The 19,289-nt window shown below is 44.3% G+C and carries 15 protein-coding genes; 8 read left to right on the forward strand and 7 right to left on the reverse strand.

The genetic code is table 11. The annotated features are described in order from the left end of the window. Nucleotides 1-388 precede the first annotated feature (388 nt). Nucleotides 389-1,399: a serine protease family protein gene (locus QME03_RS02210; RefSeq protein WP_281723325.1), complete on the forward strand. Its 1,011-nt coding sequence runs from the start codon at nt 389-391 to the stop codon at nt 1,397-1,399. Beyond that, a complete protein-coding gene (locus QME03_RS02215; RefSeq protein ID WP_281723326.1) occupies nt 1,384-2,613 on the forward strand; it encodes a GH25 family lysozyme in 1,230 nt (409 codons plus the stop codon). The genes QME03_RS02210 and QME03_RS02215 overlap by 16 nt, the downstream gene beginning before the upstream one ends. Here the strand turns inward: QME03_RS02215 and QME03_RS02220 are convergent. From QME03_RS02220 to QME03_RS02240, 5 genes are all read right to left on the reverse strand, one after another. Continuing rightward, nucleotides 2,608-3,141, reverse strand: coding sequence for a hypothetical protein (locus tag QME03_RS02220; protein ID WP_281723327.1), 534 nt, complete (start codon nt 3,139-3,141; stop codon nt 2,608-2,610). The two genes, QME03_RS02215 and QME03_RS02220, sit on opposite strands and share 6 nt — an antisense overlap. After that, nucleotides 3,138-3,698 (reverse strand): stage II sporulation protein M, encoded by a 561-nt coding sequence (locus QME03_RS02225; protein WP_281723328.1) that lies wholly within the window; start codon nt 3,696-3,698, stop codon nt 3,138-3,140. The genes QME03_RS02220 and QME03_RS02225 overlap by 4 nt, the downstream gene beginning before the upstream one ends. A gap of 756 nt (nt 3,699-4,454) precedes the next feature. Beyond that, nucleotides 4,455-4,697 carry a hypothetical protein gene (locus tag QME03_RS02230; RefSeq protein WP_281723329.1) on the reverse strand — a complete coding sequence of 81 codons (243 nt, stop codon included), beginning with the start codon at nt 4,695-4,697 and terminating at the stop codon, nt 4,455-4,457. A gap of 198 nt (nt 4,698-4,895) precedes the next feature. Beyond that, nucleotides 4,896-6,158, reverse strand: coding sequence for a M56 family metallopeptidase (locus tag QME03_RS02235; RefSeq protein ID WP_281723330.1), 1,263 nt, complete (start codon nt 6,156-6,158; stop codon nt 4,896-4,898). A gap of 122 nt (nt 6,159-6,280) precedes the next feature. Further along, nucleotides 6,281-6,652, reverse strand: a complete 372-nt coding sequence (locus QME03_RS02240) for a BlaI/MecI/CopY family transcriptional regulator (RefSeq protein ID WP_281723331.1) — start codon at nt 6,650-6,652, stop codon at nt 6,281-6,283. Nucleotides 6,653-7,203: 551 nt separating this feature from the next. On the opposite strand from QME03_RS02240, the gene QME03_RS02245 reads away from it, so the two are divergent. The 6 genes from QME03_RS02245 to QME03_RS02270 all read left to right on the forward strand — a co-directional run bounded on the left by QME03_RS02245 (nt 7,204) and on the right by QME03_RS02270 (nt 15,394). After that, nucleotides 7,204-7,737 (forward strand): hypothetical protein, encoded by a 534-nt coding sequence (locus QME03_RS02245; protein ID WP_025817317.1) that lies wholly within the window; start codon nt 7,204-7,206, stop codon nt 7,735-7,737. 273 nt (nt 7,738-8,010) lie between these two features. After that, on the forward strand, nt 8,011-8,850 hold the full coding sequence (locus QME03_RS02250) for an OmpA family protein (RefSeq protein ID WP_281723332.1): 840 nt from the start codon (nt 8,011-8,013) through the stop codon (nt 8,848-8,850). A gap of 189 nt (nt 8,851-9,039) precedes the next feature. Continuing rightward, nucleotides 9,040-9,957 carry a DMT family transporter gene (locus tag QME03_RS02255; protein ID WP_273114680.1) on the forward strand — a complete coding sequence of 306 codons (918 nt, stop codon included), beginning with the start codon at nt 9,040-9,042 and terminating at the stop codon, nt 9,955-9,957. A gap of 322 nt (nt 9,958-10,279) precedes the next feature. Continuing rightward, nucleotides 10,280-14,047 (forward strand): phosphoribosylformylglycinamidine synthase, encoded by a 3,768-nt coding sequence (gene purL / locus QME03_RS02260; RefSeq protein ID WP_410521748.1) that lies wholly within the window; start codon nt 10,280-10,282, stop codon nt 14,045-14,047. A 125-nt stretch (nt 14,048-14,172) separates the two neighbouring features. Beyond that, nucleotides 14,173-14,733, forward strand: coding sequence for a chromate transporter (locus QME03_RS02265; RefSeq protein ID WP_025817315.1), 561 nt, complete (start codon nt 14,173-14,175; stop codon nt 14,731-14,733). A gap of 85 nt (nt 14,734-14,818) precedes the next feature. Continuing rightward, nucleotides 14,819-15,394 (forward strand): chromate transporter, encoded by a 576-nt coding sequence (locus tag QME03_RS02270; RefSeq protein WP_281723334.1) that lies wholly within the window; start codon nt 14,819-14,821, stop codon nt 15,392-15,394. Nucleotides 15,395-15,535: 141 nt separating this feature from the next. On the opposite strand, the gene QME03_RS02275 is transcribed toward QME03_RS02270, so the two are convergent. Together QME03_RS02275 and QME03_RS02280 are read right to left on the reverse strand one after the other, a co-directional pair. Further along, entirely contained in the window at nt 15,536-16,111 is a 576-nt protein-coding gene (locus QME03_RS02275; protein WP_281723335.1) for a hypothetical protein, read from the reverse strand. A gap of 855 nt (nt 16,112-16,966) precedes the next feature. Next, nucleotides 16,967-17,677, reverse strand: a complete 711-nt coding sequence (locus QME03_RS02280) for a hypothetical protein (protein ID WP_273262716.1) — start codon at nt 17,675-17,677, stop codon at nt 16,967-16,969. Nucleotides 17,678-19,289: the final 1,612 nt, after the last annotated feature.

The following is a 19,289-nucleotide window of genomic DNA, read 5'->3' on the forward strand; positions in this document are numbered from 1 at the left end:
GATTGAACGTAACCTTTACATCGCCATTGGGCGAAGAAACCTGTTGGGCCATGGCGTCCAAAGCAGCAAAGAGCACCAGGCAAACAGACAAAATAAGATTTCTCATATTGTTTAAAGTTATTGATAATCGCGTCATTAAAAAAGTATATACAGAAAATGCAGATCGTTATCCGTGATACATTCACTATGCAAAGATAAAACAAAATGTCGGAAAACGCATATCCCAACCACCTTTATATACAAAAACGCTGTGCAAACGAATGCTGGTATCAGCCCATCGTTCTTAAGGTCTTATTATTAGACCCATTATCCATGCAGAATTAGGATAAATTAGATTAACTTTGCACCTAAAAAATGAAAAGAAGGGCGCAAAACGCCATCCAAGATAATGAGGAAAAGAAATAAAAGAAGGATGAGCAAGGGCATGAAATGGAGCCTATTAGTCGCCATAGTGTTGGTGGTGCTGACGGTTTATGTGCTAATGTGCTGTTTTTCTTCGCAACGACAGATGCGCAATAGTGTTGTTGTTGTGCAAAGCAATGTGTGGTATAGCGTGGGCACAGGAGCCAACAAGGTCGTTTATTTTGCCCAATCGCTGCACGACAGCACCTTTTTAGCACCATGCACCACGCCCAAAGCACTAATAGAAACACCCCATTTCACATCAGGTTTTTGGGCAAACAAGTTGGCATTGTTACCCACGAGCAGTGGCCGAGTGGTGACAGCCATTCCAGATGTTGCAGCCTATAAAGACACATTACCCAGCGATGCCATCACCATGACACAAAAAACATTGACCAAACTGACAACCCAGACAAAACAACTGAAACGAGAAATAAAAGAAACCGACTATTATATAAAAGTGCATGGCGTGCAAGACGAAGGTTATAACGCTGTGGCCACCTATGTCCAAACATTGAGAACACGCCTGAAAGAGGCACAAAACGTGCAGCAACGACTGGCATTACTGCTCAAAGAAAAATCGTTAAGAGTGTTGCGCCATACACGTTATACCGTACTGGTAGACGGCAAAACCCTCCCTACCCGATGCTTACACGAAAACCAGCAATGGGGTTTGTGCCTACTACAAACCACAGATAGGCAAACCCCTTGGCACGCAAATGCCCTCTCGGCGTTGCCTTGGGACATGTCGGCAGCAGGAGAAATGCGCGTTGCTAGCGTACCCGGACTGAGTTTTGCGCAATTATCCACAGTGAAAGACAGTGCTATGATATGGGTGGCCAATGCCAAAACCGACGGTAGACTGCGTATGCACACCACGTTGGGGCAAGCAGGTTCGCCCGTGTTTAGTTCGTGGGGCCGCTTCATTGGAATGTATAACGGCAGAGATATCGTGCCTCGCAACATCATCGCCCAAATGCTATGGAACGAAAAATAAACCACCCCAAACGTTTTCTTTGGCTCACGGCATTGCTAGTTGTGGGGCTTTTTGTCGCTTGCCACATAGAAAAGAACACGCTTAACGACGACGGAACGGCGCAAGTTTTGCAACAAGAAAACGGCCTTTGCTATCAAGGCACTGTGCTGCATGGTCGCAGTCATGGTTATGGCGTGCTGTGGATGAAAGACAGTGTGGTGTATGCAGGACAGTGGAAAGACGGGAAACGGCAGGGAATGGGCACGGCACACGATGCCAGAGGTCGAAAAATAACAGGAAAATGGAATGCAGACACACTGGTGAGTGGAACCAGAGAAGACAGCATGGGTGTGTATGTGGGTAGCTTTAACAAGCAGATGATGGCCAGCGGACACGGTGAATACACAGGCAAAGACGGCAGTCACTACGAGGGACATTGGGAAAACGATGCGCAAACCGGTAAGGGATTTGCCCTTACAGCACAGCCCAAGGTGAAGGTGGGCGAATGGAAGGCAGGCCAATACTTGGGCGAACGCCTAACTTATACCACCGAACGCATCTATGGCATCGATATTTCAAAATACCAACACGTTATCAACAAACGCGTGCATCCCATCAAATGGAACCAACTACGCATCACCCATCTGGGCACGGCTAGCCGAAAGGCCATCCATGGACAAGTAAACTACCCCATATCCTTTATCTACATCAAGAGTACCGAGGGCAAGTCGTTGCTCAATCCCTTTTACAAGGCCGACTATAAGCAAGCTCGCGCCCACGGTTTCAGCGTTGGCACTTATCATTTCTTCTCCATTTACTCGCCTGCTGCAGCGCAAGCTGTGCATTTTCTACGCCATTCGCACATATCGAAAGGCGACTTTCCGCCTGTTCTCGATGTGGAACCCTCTCCCCAACAAATAGCCAAGATGGGCGGTGCGGAGGTGCTTTTCAAGGCAGTTCGCACTTGGCTCACCATTGTAGAGCAACGAACGGGCAAGCGTCCTATTCTTTATATCAGTCAGCAGTTTGTTAATCGCTACTTGCCATTGGCTCCCGACATCAAGCGCGACTACGACATTTGGATTGCACGTTATGGCGAATACAAACCCGATGTACACTTGGTGTATTGGCAACTATGCCCCGACGGACGCGTGCAAGGCATACAAGGCGAGGTAGACATTAACGTGTTTAATGGCTATAAAGAGGTGTTCGACGAGTTTAAGGCGAAGTTATAGAGAAGAGACCAATAGAACGGTCCAAATTATTATAATAACAGGAATGGCAACCGCCATTAAGGAGTTAAACCAACTTAACCTTGCGTAACGATGTACGACAAGAATCATACTCAACGAGAAAAGGAAATAAGTTAAATTGCTAATCTCGTAAATTGTTGCTAAAATGGGATTCTGAACTATGTCAAGATAGCCACGCTCACGAACATACACATGCTGGCCAACAAGCATAAAGAGTTGGAAAAGCGAAAGAATTATGGCAATGATTAGTGGGTATGCAGCTTTTTGTAGAAAAGCGAAAAAAGAAATGCTCCCACCTAAAAACATTAAGCAAAAGTAAATTGCTACCGACGGAATAAGCCAAGTAACAAATGCAGACACAAAAGTTACTGCAGCTGTTTCCCAACGTTGATTAATCGTTATAATATCCACTATATCAGAGTTCATTATAAGTGTATCAATCAGAAACGATGTTAAAAAACAAAAGAAGACAATGAGGAATAATGAAAATATGGCTAAAATCTTTTTCATAAAAACAACCGTGACGAAACATGAGCTTCTATTATCGCAGCAGACAAAACGAGAGATACAGAGAAAAGGATACCAACTAGCATGATTTTCAATTGTTCTTGCACATTAATAACTTTATTGCGAACCAAATCTACCAAGAAAAAGAAGATATAAAACCCCATTCCACCAGATAGCCAAAAAGCAAAAATCTCGAATCCATGTGGCATCAATCTTAAAATTCGGACATTGCGGTACTTATCTTCGCGGGCAATACAAGCAACTTGCCACCCCAAAGCCTTACCATTTGACACAACACACACAATAGTGGGTAATGCTAAAAAGCATCCCCCAAAAATGCTAATTGTGCATACACCCATGTTATTGCGGATAATCTCGCTACATAGAGAATCAGGTTCCATTCGCACAAAAGCGTCTTGAACCTTTACGTATGAAAACGAATAAGCTGTATCCTTAGAATTCCATTTCTTTGAAAAGCCACAAGAAAAAGAAATCGTCCATAAAATTGCGGTGAAGTAAATACAAACAACTAAACGTTTAATTGGCTTTTCTATAAACATAGATTTTATAAAAGAATGTGCACAGCCATATAACACAAAATACTATGAATGAGACTATCAGGCGATAAGGCAAATAAACAATGCAGACAAAACTCAGCAATTGTAGCGGAATTAATACGTAAAACAGGCGCTTCATCTTAGGATAAAAGGCGTTGTCGTTCTTGTAACCAAACCATGCAAAGCAAAAGCTTAAAACACACATCACCACTAGCACCATTATGGACATCCAATAAGATGCACTTCCCAAGGGAAAAATCCATGAAACGGCAAAAAAGGCCCAAATATTTTGGTATACAACAAACCTTGAGGCCACATTAGTGGCCTCAAGGCTCAATGGACACTTTTGTTTGTTTTTACTCATAGTTGCAATCAGAAACCATAGATACCACCAACCACTGGGTTAAGACAACTAATTCCAACCCCTATGCAAGCGTAGGTAAAATCTTTCGCCATGCGTTGCTTTTTTGACAACTTCGAGTAATACTCTTCATGCGCATAAGAATCAATTATACACATCTTTGATGCTGATTGCGACAACGTTTTGTTGTGCGACACCCCTGCAAAGAATCCGATAGAAACAGAAACCAATAACGTTCCTAAAAAATAAGCACTTCGTTTCATATAATCTTTTTTTGCAAAAATAGTGATTAGTTGCAACACAACCAAGAAACCGGCCAAGCAATTAACTATTGTTTTTTTTTATTTAACAGAAAAACGATAGTAAGGACCACATTAGAAACGCTCTTCCGCCTTATGTTACTTAACAAATTCGTGATACTTCACACTATCCGTAAGGTATTTCAACAATGCAGCATCACCCCTTTCGTAGATAGGCATCTGCTCACACACATCGTAAACCATATCGTCTGTGGTGGCGTCCTTATACGTTTGGGCTTTCTTCACCTTTTTATTCTGCGCATTCGCCCCAGCAGGAGCGAAGACAATAAACAAGGCGATGGCAGAAATAGCGAAAGGCAGGCACTTAAAGTCGGCAAACAATTAGGGCGTTTGTTTATTCCTCATACGCAAACATTTATTAGACGCAAGCATTATCGCATTAAGGAAACGGCATAACCGTAATAGGCATATCGTTAACAAGTTAACGAGCCAACAAGCAGGTGGGAAATAAGCCATTAGCCTGCGCCACAGTCGCTTGTTAGCCCATTAACTCGTCAACGTTGCCAGCCTAGCTGTATGCTATTGCAGTTTGAAAGACACAGGCACGTTATACCTTACGCGCACTAACTGGCCGTCTTGTTTGCCTGAAACCCACTTGGGCATGGCCTTTATCACCCTTACCGCCTCAGCATCGAGCGCAGGTGTTACCGACCTAACTACTTTTACGTCAGCTACCGCCCCATCTTTCTCTACTGTAAAGCTAACCACAACGCGGCCTTGCTCTCTCGCTTTCTCAGCCGCTTTGGGGTACTTGATGTTCTCCGAAAGGTACTTCATCAGTGCAGCTTGTCCTCCGGGGAAGGTAGGCATCTCCTCACACACATCATACACCTTATCCGCAGGTTTAGCATTATTGATTTGTGCTGTATCTTTGTTCGTTTCAGCTTTAGTTTCAACTTTTGTGTCCTTCACAACTTGTTCGTTCACGGGCGACTTTTGCTTACAGCTATTCATAAACACCAAGGCGAAAGTCAACGGCACGAAAAGCAAGTACTTAAAACGTGCTCTGGGATTGGATGCTTGTTTATTCATCATCATAATTCTTCTTTTTAAAGGTAATACATTGAAATTATTAGTTATTGTAGCTACATTCATGCGATAGGCCACCGCCAACAAATGGTATTGGTAGGCCTTTTTGTCTGTTCCGCCATTTATAACAGAGTGGTCGGCCAGATATTCAAGATTGTTGCGCACTTGCAGACGCATAAGCCACGCAGCAGGATTGAACCAAAAAGCGGCAACAAAGAGTTGCGACAGCAAAGCGTCTAACGAATGCCACTGCTCCACGTGCGCCTGTTCGTGCATAAGTATCTGCTGAAGCTGTGAAGGTGTTTTGTTAACAGGACTAACGAATATCCAGCGGAAGAACGAAAAGGGGCTGAAATCGTCGGTTAACAAACAAACCGCTGTGCCGTTCAACGTTGCGCGCTCACAGTGTTGAGCCATCCTAAACACAACAAATGCCTGCCAAAGCATACGCAAGAGCATAGCCAAGGTCACAACAGCGTATAGCCAAACAGCTAGGTGTGGCCAATAAAAGAGATCGCGTGTAGGACTGACCAGCACTTCGGGTAGGTTATAAGTTATGCGTGGCAAGACATTGTCCAACGATGCCGTTTCGTTAACCAGCTGAGAGAGGTCTATCGTGGGCAACAAAAGCGAAAGCATATAAATAGTGAGCAACGACAGACGCCGCCATTTAAAGAAAGTGTCGCCAGCGCTAATGATTTGGTAGAACCCGAATAGCACCACCAACACAAAGTTTGCTTTTATCAGATACATCAACATAGATGAGATTTGCTAGGATAATTTAGGTAATACTAATCCAAAACACTTTGAATTAAAGAGTGAGAACCATTTAAAGAGACGTTTAGAAGGCGAGATAACCGAATGTAAGACGAGACTCATGGCTTTTCCATACTGTCGTTTTCTATCTCGGCGATAATGTCTTTCAGCTCGTCGGGCGATATTTTTTCTTCTTGTGCAAAGAACGAAACCATATCGCGGAACGAATTTTTGAAGTAATCGCGCACAAATCCCGACACAAAGTAGCGTTTATAGTCTTTTTCCTTAACAACAGGCTCGTACTCAAAGCCATTGCCCTTGCGTTGGGCCGCCACATATCCTTTGCGTTTAAGATTTCCAATAATAGACGCCACCGTGGTATAAGGCGGTGTAGGCTGAGGCAACTGTTCGACAACACCCTTGATAGTACATCTACCCAATTGCCAAACACAGCGCATCACCTCTTCTTCTTGAATTGAAAGCTTCTCCATTTTCATAATTATGTAATAATTAAATTACGCTGCAAATCTACGAACTTTTCGTAAACAAAGCAACAAACACTAGTTTAAAATTCGTTAAACACTTTATATTTAACACACAAAACCAATAAATTACGAACTTATCGTAACAAACAAGCCACACAAATAACAGGAAAATAAATTCGTTAATGAGATATATTTAGACTAAAAAAACGCACAACAGAAAAGCAAACATAAAACATGAACATCCCAATTAGTGTGAAACACCATACCCCATCTATTTTATAGCCTACAAAGTTAAAGACAACGCAATTATAGATACATCTCCAAATAACAACAAACAAAACAACACACAAATAAATAACTACTTGATACCACCACGCTGCACCCATACAAACATTCACCTTTCACATAGCCAATACAACAACATGCCCTTACTTTCATCACGAAAGCCAATAAAACATAAAAAAGCGATGTGCTTGTTCGTCTTGCAGTTTTTTATTACCTTTGTGCCACAGAAAACAAAACGTGCAATATGCACATCATCCAGTTAACGGCAGAAAATGAGAAGAGTGCTACATTTGCTGTTTATCTCGCTATTCGCCCTCAGTTTTACTTCGTGCGAAAACAAAGAAAAGCAAGCCGACAAGCTAACAGAGGAGTTTATGCGAAAGAACCTAAACGACCCACGTTCTTACCAACTAGTGGAACGCGGGCGGGTTGACTCGCTCTTTTCAGAGTTCAGAGCCACCGCCGAAGCACAATACATGCTCGACAAAGTGAAGCAAATAACCGACTCGGCTACACGCTATTCGGCATCGGTGAAAACCATTTCGCAAGCTCAACAGCTACTAGCCGATGGCCAACGCATATTGCAAGACTACAAGAAAAAGCAGCAAACCTTTAAGCGCCAGTTCCTAGGTTACGCCTATAGAGTTAGCTTTAGAGCCAAAAACGAGCACGGAGTACCGGTGCGTTCGTATGTAGTATTCAGGCTAAGTCCCGAGATGAATAAGGTTAGCATTGAAGATGCCGACATGAATATCTTCACTATTTTTGCAGCAGAAGCCATTAACGACAACATTACCAAATATTAAGGCGCTTGTAGACAGGGGCTAACATACTTACACGTGGGCGTTACCCAGAGATAACAACACGTTTGTCTATCAATACTGATACACTATGCTGTAAATTCATACACACCAGCCCACACTTAGCCCCAACCACAGCCCTTGGCGCATGCCTTTAGCCGTTAATAATAGCAAAATCAAGCACTTAATCCAAGGTTATTACAATAAAATTTCGTAACTTTGTACATACTAGAATGCCGAACAAGCACTGTATAATCAACTATTATTGAAAGGATAGACATGAAGAAGAACATCTTACAACTTGCCCTCTTGGCCAGCTTAATCGTTGTATCAAGTTGTGCAAGCAAGAAAGATTTGGACAATTGCCAAAGAGAGAACAAAGAACTAAGCGAAAACTATAACACCACGCGCGAACAATTGGCTGCCAGCCAAGCTAGGGTAACATCGCTAGAGGAACAACTTGCACAACAAAAACGCGACTATGCCGCATTGCAGAAGTCGCTAGACAAGAGTCTAAGCAATAGCTCGGCCAACAATGTAAACATCTCTAAACTTGTTGACCAGATAAACGAGAGCAACCAATATATACGCCATCTTGTAGAAGTGAAGAGCAAAAGCGACTCGCTTAACATGGTGCTCACCAACAATCTCACACGTTCGCTCAGCCGAGAAGAACTAAAAGAGGTGGATGTGCGCGTGCTTAAAGGTGTGGTTTATATTTCATTAGCCGACAATATGCTTTATAAGAGCGGTAGCTATGAAATAAACGACCGCGCAGCCGAAACACTTAGTAAGATAGCCAAAATCATTATGGACTATCAAGACTATGATGTACTGGTGGAAGGAAATACCGACAACGTGCCCATTAACCGCGAAAACATTCGAAATAACTGGGATTTGAGTTGCTTGCGCGCTTCTAGCGTGGTGCAATATCTGCAAACCCACTATGGCGTTAACCCCAAAAGACTCACTGCTGGCGGACGAGGAGAGTTTAATCCCATTGCCACCAACGCAACCGAATTGGGCAAACAGCGCAACCGTCGCACACAAATCATCATCACACCGAAGCTCGATCAGTTTATGGACCTAATCGACAAGGCACCCGAAGAGGGGAAATAAGCCTTGCCCAACAGCCTTTACTAACACCTGCCCCAGTGCTAATTACAGCCTTGGAGCAGGTGTTGACTTAAGTTACCACCAACAAACAACATTACCCAAACACGATAAAGAAGCAAACAACACAAGCATCAGCCCCAACAAAACGACTAGGGCGCAACGCCTAACCATCTCCACATAACCACTTATTAAATGTCACCCACAGTAAAAGGTTTTCTTAATGCCAGCATTTCAGGCATTACTTTCGGACTAATCCCTCTTTTCGCCCTTCCTGTTTTAAACACAGGCATGCATTCCACATCTGTTTTAATTTACCGTTACGCCTTTGGATGCCTTGCTATGCTAGGTATGCTTATGTTTCATCGCACACGAATGTGGCTTGCCTTTGGCGATTTCTTACGCATTTTGTTGCTTTCTTCGATGTACGCCGTATCGTCCATCACCCTTATCGAGGGCTACAACTACATGGCTAGCGGCATTGCCACCACCCTACTCTTCTCCTATCCCGTTTGGACCTGCCTACTTTCGGTGGTGTTTCTGCACGAAAAGCTGTCGGCCACCACAGCCATAGCCATAGCCATAGCCGTAGGAGGCGTATTCTTTCTTTCGGGCATACTCGACGGCCAAGGCGACATGCAAGGCCTAACTGGCTTATTTTTGCTGCTCACCTCGGGCTTCCTTTATGCCGTTTACATGGTTGCTTTTCCTAGAATGCGCATCCGTAAGATACCTTCACTCAAGCTTACGTTCTACATCTTTTTCTTTGCGATGCTAATTTTGGCCCTCTATGCCACATTTACGCGAGGACGAATCGATCCCATAGACACACACAATCAACTTATCAACCTCTTTTTGCTGGGTTTAGTACCCACAGCCATCAGCAACGTAACGCTCATTATCTCGCTCAAGCAAATAAGTAGCACCATGGCAGCCGTGTTAGGAGCATTCGAACCCATGACAGCCATGTGCGTAGGCATACTTCTTTTCGGCGAACCACTCACCCTCCCCATTGTCATTGGCTTTGTGCTCATCATCACATCAGTGCTCATTCTGGTGCTTAGCAAGCGCAAAACAGGCTCACCCAAACACCACCAACACCCCATAACCTAGCCTTCGTCCAACATTTATAACACCATGCCACACCATTGCACGAGTAGATAAACGAACAAAAGAGAACTTTTATACTAAATAACTGAAAAAACTCCCTACCCAACACCTTATATATAAGGCAAAAACGCTAACTTTGCAAGAAGAAAGTGCAGGGCAAGAGCAGCATTTGGACAAATAATAGAAAACCAGACGCTACACCGCGAAAACCATTTCGCACCAACACGCACGCTACAGCCAACAAAAGGCGAACTACAACGCAATTTGGCGAAAAGAAAAATAAATGTATTCACATAACCATCTTATAAAACAAAAGGAGACAAAGATGATTCTTTTTTTCAAGACGCAGAAAGAAACGGTGATAGCCACTGAAGTTAATCACCAACTGAACGATGAAGAGATAGCCAAACTTGCATGGCTGTACGGCGACGCTACACTGATGGACACACAAGAGCTTGAAGGCTTTTACGTGGGACCGCGCCGCGAGATGGTGACGCCATGGAGCACAAATGCCGTTGAGATTACACAAAACATGAATCTCAACGGCATTTCGCGTATAGAAGAATTCTTCCCCGTGGCTAGCCGAAATGCTGATTACGACCAAATGCTACAACGCATGTACGAAGGCATTGGACAAGAAGTGTTCTGCGTTAACAGACAACCCGAACCAGTAAAACACGTGGACAACCTGGAAGAGTATAACGAAAAGGAGGGTTTGGCTCTCTCGACCGACGAGATGGCCTACCTTCACCACATCGAAAAACAACTAGGAAGACCACTTACCGACTCTGAAATCTTCGGCTTTGCCCAAATCAACTCTGAGCATTGCCGACATAAAATTTTCGGCGGAACGTTTATCATCGACGGCGAAGAAAAAGAATCATCGCTCTTTGCTATGATTAAACGCACCACGGCCGAAAATCCTGGCAACATTCTCTCGGCTTATAAAGATAATGTGGCCTTTGCTCAAGGACCTGTGGTTGAACAATTCGCCCCAAAAGACCAATCTAAGGCCGACTTTTTTGAGGTGAAAGATATAGAAAGTGTTATCTCGCTGAAAGCCGAAACACACAATTTCCCCACCACCGTAGAACCCTTTAATGGGGCTGCAACGGGCACAGGAGGCGAAATTCGCGACCGCATGGGTGGCGGCGTAGGCTCGTGGCCCATCGCTGGTACGGCCGTTTACATGACCGCTTACCCCCGTTTCGACGGCGGACGCGATTGGGAAAAACACCTACCCGTGCGCGAATGGCTATACCAGTCGCCCGAACAAATTCTCATTAAAGCCTCTAATGGCGCATCCGACTTTGGCAATAAGTTTGGACAACCACTCATCACGGGCTCTGTGCTTACATTTGAGCATCAAGAGAAAGCCGAAACCAACAATTCTGCCAACGAACCATTCTACGCCTACGATAAGGTTATCATGTTGGCTGGCGGTGTGGGCTACGGCACAAAGCGCGATTGTTTGAAAGGCGAACCACAAAAAGGTAACAAAGTGGTGGTTGTTGGTGGCGACAACTATCGCATCGGACTGGGTGGCGGTTCGGTTTCATCGGTTGATACAGGCAGATACTCTAATGGTATTGAGCTTAACGCCATACAACGCGCCAACCCCGAAATGCAAAAACGCGCATACAATCTTGTTCGCGCATTGGTTGAAAGCGACAATAACCCCGTTGTATCTATTCACGACCATGGCTCGGCTGGCCACTTGAATTGCTTGAGCGAACTGGTGGAAGAATGTGGCGGAGAAATCAACATGGACCAACTGCCCATTGGCGACAAAACCCTTTCGGCTAAAGAGATTATTGCCAACGAGAGCCAAGAACGCATGGGCCTACTTATCGACGAACAACATATTGACCGCGTAAGAGAGATTGCCCAACGCGAAAGAGCACCCATCTATGTAGTGGGCGAAACAACGGGCGATGCACACTTCGACTTTAAACAAGCCGATGGAAACAAACCCTTCGACTTGGATGTGGCACAAATGTTTGGCCACTCGCCCAAGACGGTAATGATAGACAACACCGTTGAACATCATTATAACAATGTGCAATATCAACCCATAGGCAACGAAGCCGACAAGAACAAACTTGGCGAAGAGGCGCTTACAGCACACATCGAACGCGTGTTGCAGCTCGAAGCCGTGGCTTGTAAGGATTGGCTCACCAACAAAGTAGACCGCTCTGTAACTGGCAAGGTGGCTCGCCAACAAACTCAAGGCGAAATTCAACTGCCTTTGAGCGACTGTGGCGTGGTGGCACTCGACTATCGCGGACGCTCGGGTATTGCTACCGCCATCGGACACGCACCTCAAGCCGCTCTAGCATCAGCCGAAAAAGGCTCGGTTCTGGCCGTTAGCGAGTCGTTAACCAACATTGTTTGGGCACCTTTGGCCCACGGATTGGGCGGTGTTAGCCTCTCTGCCAACTGGATGTGGCCTTGTAGGTCGCAAGCTGGCGAAGACGCGCGCCTTTACAAAGCCGTTGAAGCATTGAGCGACTTCTGCTGTTCGCTGGGCATTAATGTGCCAACAGGTAAAGACTCGCTATCGATGACCCAACAATATCCCAACAGCCAAAAGGTTATCGCCCCTGGAACGGTTATCGTTAGCAGTGGCGCCGAGGTCTCGGATGTGCGCAAAGTGGTGTCGCCTGTACTTGTTAACGACAAAAACTCGTCGCTCTATTACATCGACTTCTCGTTCGATGATCAACGTTTGGGTGGTAGTGCCTTCGCACAAAGCCTTGGCTATGTGGGCGACGACGTGCCAACTGTTACCAACCCCGAATATTTCGCCGATTGTTTCAATGCCATTCAAGAACTAATTAAGCGCGGATGGATATTGGCAGGCCACGACATTTCGGCTGGTGGACTAATAACCACGCTGCTCGAAATGGCTTTTGCCAACCAAAAGGGTGGCATGCACCTCAATCTACACGACCTCGCAGACGACGATGTGGTGAAAAACCTCTTCGCAGAGAACCCAGGAGTGGTGATACAGGTGAGCGACGACCATCGCAACGACCTCCGAACCTTCCTCGACGACGAGGGTATTGGCTACACCAAGATTGGCTATTCGGTTCCCAACAGTCGCACATTGGTGGTGAAGAAGGGCGACAACGAATTTGTTTTCGACATCGACTCGCTGCGCGAAACATGGTATCGCACTTCTTATCGCCTCGATACAATGCAGAGCCACAACGGTATGGCCAAAAAAAGATGGCTCAACTTCAAAAAACAACCCATCGAACTGAAGTTTAACGACAACTTTAGCGGACTGCTTAACGCCTATGGCATCAGTGCCGACCGACGTAAGCCCTCGGGTATTAAGGCTGCCATCATCCGCGAAAAAGGCACTAACGGCGAACGCGAAATGGCTTATGCTCTCTATCTGGCTGGCTTCGACGTGAAGGATGTGGCCATGACCGACCTTGTTTCTGGTCGCGAAACGCTAGAAGAGGTCAATATGATTGTGTTCTGTGGTGGCTTCTCTAACTCGGATGTGCTTGGTTCGGCCAAGGGATGGGCTGGTGCTTTCCTTTATAACCCCAAGGCAAAAGAGGCGCTCGACAAATTCTATGCACGCCCCGACACACTTTCGCTAGGTATCTGCAACGGCTGTCAGCTTATGGTTGAGCTAAACCTCATCAATCCCGAGCACGACCATTGTTCGCACCTTACCCACAACACCTCGCATAAATTCGAAAGTTCGTTTGTGGGATTAACCATTCCGCAGAACAATAGCGTTATGCTACATTCACTCTCGGGCAATAAGCTGGGTATATGGGTTGCACATGGAGAAGGACGTTTCTACATGCCCGAAGCCGAAGACAAATACAACATCATTGCCAAATACAACTACGCTGAATATCCTGGCAATCCCAATGGCTCGGATTATAATGTCGCAGGTATTTGCTCGGCAGACGGCCGACACCTAGCCATGATGCCCCACTTGGAACGTTCAATCTTCCCATGGCAAAACGCTTTCTATCCACGTAACCGCCAATCAGACGAGGTTACACCATGGATTGAGGCTTTTGTCAATGCTAGAAAATGGGTTGAAAGCAAGCTGAACAAATAATATAGCAATGGCGGCAAACGGCAAACAAATGTTTTGTCGCTAGCCGCCAGCTGCTTTTAAATGAGTAGATGAGTTTACAAACAAACCAATAAAACCGTCTACTTGTCAACACAAACATTATTAACATGTCGATATATTGGAACAGTTTTCGCACATTCTTTAAAATAGGTATGTTCACTCTTGGCGGCGGATATGCCATGATACCCATTATTGAGGCCGAAGTGGTGGATAAAAACAAGTGGATAGAGAAAGAAGAGTTTCTAGACCTCATTGCCATTGCTCAGAGTTGTCCAGGCGTATTTGCCATAAACATCAGCATCTTTATAGGTTATAAGATGCGAAAGACACCCGGAGCACTATGTACCTGCATTGGCACGGCGTTGCCTTCGTTTTTGATTATACTGTTCGTCGCGATGTTCTTTCATCAGTTTCAAGACAACACCGTGGTGGCTGCAGCCTTTCGAGGCATACGTCCAGCAGTGGTAGCGCTTATTGCCGCCCCCACATTCAATCTTGCCAAAAGTGCCCACATCACATGGAGCACGCTTTGGATACCTGTTGTTTGCGCCCTGCTCATTTGGGCCTTAGGCGTAAATCCCATTTACATCATCATCGGCGCAGGTCTTTGTGGCTACCTCTATGGCCAGTTTATCAAGCCCACCGAAGAACAACACAACGAGAATTAGAGCTTCATCGGTGCCACTCTTGGCCATCTTAGGCACCGCAAACTTCACTCAGAAGTATATTGGCCAGCAACAAATACACCATCACATGATATTTTTCGAGCTTTTCTATACGTTTTTCATCATCGGACTGTTTGGCTTCGGTGGCGGTTACGGCATGTTATCGCTCATACAAACCGAAACGGTTGTTCACCATCAATGGCTTTCGTCGGCCGAATTTACCAATATCGTGGCCATCTCTCAAATGACTCCTGGCCCAATCGGCATCAATGCAGCCACCTATTGTGGATACACAGCCGCGCACAATGCTGGCTTCAGCACGTGGATGGCTATGCTTGGCAGCGCCACCGCTACATTTGCATTGGTGTTGCCATCGCTTATTCTGATGATACTCATTAGCAAGATGTTTATGAAATACATGAACGTGCCCATTGTTCAGAACATTTTTGCAGGTTTGCGACCAGCTGTTGTGGGTATGCTTGCTGCTGCAGCCCTTCTCCTGATGACCCAAGAAAATTTCTCTTCGCCTATTACCAACCCTTGGCAATTTGGCATTAGCCTATTTCTCTTCGTCATTACGTTTGTTGGCACAAGGTATATGAAAATTAATCCCATACGTATGATTGGCTATGCTGCCGTGGCGGGCATTCTATTGCTGTATTAATGCCAAACATTCTTCATCAAAGGTCTAAACTGCAACATCGAAATTCAAAACATCTCCATGCCTTTAGCATGGAGATTATTTGTATAACACCAACCCACATTCTCTACAATCAACTAAGATAGCACATACTGGGTAATCCCATTATTTAGTGTTTGTGTTTTCTTCAGCTTCACTTTCTTTCGTATCGCCATGATTTGCTTGCGCTTCGTTGTCGTTTGTTTGCTCTTCGTTAGCATCTTCTCGGGCCTCGTTCTCGTCCGTGTCTTCGTTTTCGTCCGTGTCTTCGTTTTCGTCAGCATCGTTTTCGGTTTCTTCCACTTCCGTGTTACGCTTTTCGCGGGCGTACTTAATGGATTTCACAAACAAGATGAGACCGATGAGCCCCATAAGTGGCATAACAGTGAGTTGCACGGGATTGAACTCGTCGAGCCATTCAAGCATGTGCAGCAAACAAAGAGCAGTGAAAATAAAAGTCAAAAGCACGTGAATAACTCGCCATGCCTTATGTTTGCCCCACAAAGCAAGAAAGATGGCCAGCACGGGCAATGTATAACACACGCCCAACATCATGGCAATAAGTTCGCGCGAATGTGCAGGAGTTGACATGGTCACTATCTGTTCGCCCCAAAATGCGGGCATCACATCGGCCATGGTGTGAGCCAAAAATCCCATAATGACAAGTGTCCACAGCACTACCATTTCAATTTGTCGGTTCATAATCACATGTTGTTAGTTAAGTTTGTTGTTATGTTCGTTCACGGATGTACGTGTTTACCGGGTTAGCGGATTGACATGTTGGCTAGTTACATGGCGTTAGCCAACATCAAGCATGTTTTTTTAAGGGCTTTAGAGCCAATCGGTGCGCGCATTATGAAGCAGGCGCGTTGCTATATTGATGAGACAACGTGCCTGCCCGCGCGTTTATACTCTACCCTCGGCTGTAAGCTTGTTACAACCTTACAGTCTTTCTCACCACAAAGTTACGAAAAGTATTCTGTTTTTACAATAGCTATCAAAAAATAATCACCTTTTAAAGCGCAAAAAACATAATCTATACCATACAAAAAAACTTCTTAACCACCTCGATGCTAGACAATATGCCCATTTTCGCAAGCCATTAAGCGCAGCAAGGGTTATCCACACGCTTAGCAAACAATCAAAAAAACAGACCTCCGCATCCAGCCATAACAAAAAGCACACAAGTAAACTAACGTTTTCGTTAAGCCAAATGAACAATGTCGAGCTTGCTCGTACATTGTCATGGCGAGAATTGGAGATCGCCAGCACGGAGCTTTAGGCGAAGTGGAAAGGCAAAACGCACTTTTCAAGGAACGAAAAGAACATTTAACCCCAATCGTTCGCCGGATGGGTATGGCTGTTGTGCGCTGTTGAGCAAATTGTTAGTTGTGTTCTTGAATGCGTAGCGCACTAGACCCGCCCTTGGTTCTGACACAAAAAAAGGACTCGAAACACGTTCGAGTCCACTCCTAATAACCAATAATATCTTCGTAGCTAAAATATGTACTATCGTTTGGGCCAACAACCATCCGCAGCCCTCAATAACATTGCGCTTTATGGTTTGGCAAGCAACTGGCCTTCCAGGTCAACATTTACCTGGGCACTGTTTACTTTTGTGAGGATTAGTCCTCTGGCACAGCTTGTAAGCACCATGTGTGGCACCATCACACCTCCCACATTACGGTAGTCTTCGTATCTTATCACTCCCGCAGGAGACGTGGTTTGCCTTATTAAGCCATCTTTACACGACACGCACAACACCAATTTGCAGCCCGACTTATAGTTTGCTTGCAATTCATAGCAGGCTTCACCATCCAAATCTTTTTTGCCAATAAGTTTCACCATCGACACATCCGACGCTTTCTGATTGACGCAATAATCGAACAATGGGCCCAAAAATTTCGACCCTATGATGTATGTTTGAGCCATACCATCGGGTAACTGCTCGGTGCGTGGCGTGGGAGTGGAATTAAAAATCCATCCTTGCTCCCCATAAGCGCATACCATCGATGTACCTTGAGGCGACTTAATGCGCTGATAATATGCCACGCCAGGCACCAACAACGTGGTGACTTGCAGTTCGCTACCCTCGGTAACAACCGTTTCTTGCAGTTGTAACGACTTAACTTTGGCTGCAGCTTCCTTTCCTCCCAGTTGACGAACATTATTTATACAGATGTCGTCTACGGTCTGTGCGCAAACACTCGCCACGGACAAAGCCAACGATAGCATTAACGTACCTACTCTCTTATCAATACTCTTCATAACCCTAATTTACCTTTAGTAACTGAATGATCTATAACTGATTCTTGATACACATACAAAAGAAACCGCCAAAATGCCTTCACAGGTTGTCTTAATCACTTCTTTGAGGCATTCGGCGGTCGTTTATCATCCTAAATACCTCTGGTGCAAAGTTAGGCGTAAAAGCTTTGTAACCAAAAGAAAAGTATATAAAATAGATTAAGCACATATACAAAAAAAGTAAACACGCTTTTTTGTTTTAACATATATTTACCGTTATACAACAACCAAAAAACACCAAACCATGTGTATTATTATGCGTAATGTAACAGAAATATTGTATTTTTTGACCAGAAACGATGCAAAATCAACGATAGACGACCGAATTAAATACGTTAAAAACATTATAAGAATAGAAAAGAATAAACACATTGTATCTTGGTTTTATAAGACAAGAAACGCAAAAAAGACTCATTAGTGATGAACAAAAAACAGAAAATAACTGCTCTAAGAAAGCAATTTGTTGCTAAAACTTGACAAAACGCACACACAACACCTTACTTCGTACATGTCTCTATTGTGGATTTCTATATATTTCGCCATATATTAAAGCTCTAACCGACTATTATATATATACAAACAATATACATCGGGCAAGGTAAAGGCAATGGAACGTTCTTTTCCTTCTTTGAAAAGTGCGTTTTCTCGCCATGACAATGTACGAGCAAGCTCGACATTGTTCATTTGGCTTAACGAAAACGTTGGCTTGCCTTCATCTAAAAAAACATTATACAAAACACTGCGCGCACATTGCTACTGGCTGATATTAAGTTTTACCTCCAAACAGCCGTTAGAGCCGTTTAGAATTTGTACATTGTTGAGTACCTTGCAGATTAATACTCGATGGAATAAGAGCACCACAGCAAAAGAAGAACACAAGCAATGTGCATACTAGAAAACGAAAGATAAGCAGAATACAATGAAACCCATATAAAACATGTGATTAGCGACCTAACGACCGTTTTTGATAAAAAATAAAACGGCATTAAACGCACAATAATATCGAATGATATATTTTGCAAAATGGAGTTAGACAGAAATAAAACACTAGAACATCGCACATGTTTAGCATAAGAGTTTTGTTATCTTCTTTTGTTAAATACAAACGCCTTATTTTACAAAACTCATATTCTAAGACAAGCCCTTCTAGCGAAAAAAGGAGAGTCAAAAGCACGTTTTTTGGCTTATTTTTAGCCTTTCACAATTTATATTTTCACCAATTTTGAGCACCACAACCGCATTTTGCACCTTTTTGGCTTTCTATTTCACCGTCAACTACTAATTTTGTTTCTTCCTCAAAACAGCTATTTGCAGCTAAAATTCCACTTTTTCACCTCTTTTTTACCCTAAACAACGGCAATTTTTATCAGGCGATAACCTTCAACAGCAAGACAAAACATGCAAGTTTATGCATTCCGCCTTGCGTTTAGTGGCATTTTTCGGTGCATTTAGCAGCATTTCACCTCGCGTTTTGCGGCATTTCACCTTGCGTTTTGCTACACTTAGCCTTGCGTTTTGCTGCTAAACGCAGGGTTATTTGCTGCAAATAGCATAACATTTAGCCCATAATGAC

The organism is Hoylesella shahii, from assembly GCF_937990675.1.
In the GTDB taxonomy this organism is placed as follows: Bacteria; Bacteroidota; Bacteroidia; order Bacteroidales; family Bacteroidaceae; genus Prevotella; species Prevotella shahii.

Coding starts and splice junctions, on each gene's coding strand:
- purL (WP_410521748.1), top strand. CDS start 10,280: ATGATTCTTTTTTTCAAGACGCAGAAAGAAACGGTGATAGCCACTGAA.
- QME03_RS02275 (WP_281723335.1), bottom strand. CDS start 16,111: ATGAACCGACAAATTGAAATGGTAGTGCTGTGGACACTTGTCATTATG.
- QME03_RS02255 (WP_273114680.1), top strand. CDS start 9,040: ATGTCACCCACAGTAAAAGGTTTTCTTAATGCCAGCATTTCAGGCATT.
- QME03_RS02210 (WP_281723325.1), top strand. CDS start 389: ATGAGGAAAAGAAATAAAAGAAGGATGAGCAAGGGCATGAAATGGAGC.
- QME03_RS02250 (WP_281723332.1), top strand. CDS start 8,011: ATGAAGAAGAACATCTTACAACTTGCCCTCTTGGCCAGCTTAATCGTT.
- QME03_RS02220 (WP_281723327.1), bottom strand. CDS start 3,141: ATGAAAAAGATTTTAGCCATATTTTCATTATTCCTCATTGTCTTCTTT.
- QME03_RS02240 (WP_281723331.1), bottom strand. CDS start 6,652: ATGGAGAAGCTTTCAATTCAAGAAGAAGAGGTGATGCGCTGTGTTTGG.
- QME03_RS02270 (WP_281723334.1), top strand. CDS start 14,819: ATGATATTTTTCGAGCTTTTCTATACGTTTTTCATCATCGGACTGTTT.
- QME03_RS02265 (WP_025817315.1), top strand. CDS start 14,173: ATGTCGATATATTGGAACAGTTTTCGCACATTCTTTAAAATAGGTATG.
- QME03_RS02225 (WP_281723328.1), bottom strand. CDS start 3,698: ATGTTTATAGAAAAGCCAATTAAACGTTTAGTTGTTTGTATTTACTTC.
- QME03_RS02245 (WP_025817317.1), top strand. CDS start 7,204: ATGAGAAGAGTGCTACATTTGCTGTTTATCTCGCTATTCGCCCTCAGT.
- QME03_RS02235 (WP_281723330.1), bottom strand. CDS start 6,158: ATGTATCTGATAAAAGCAAACTTTGTGTTGGTGGTGCTATTCGGGTTC.
- QME03_RS02280 (WP_273262716.1), bottom strand. CDS start 17,677: ATGAAGAGTATTGATAAGAGAGTAGGTACGTTAATGCTATCGTTGGCT.
- QME03_RS02215 (WP_281723326.1), top strand. CDS start 1,384: ATGGAACGAAAAATAAACCACCCCAAACGTTTTCTTTGGCTCACGGCA.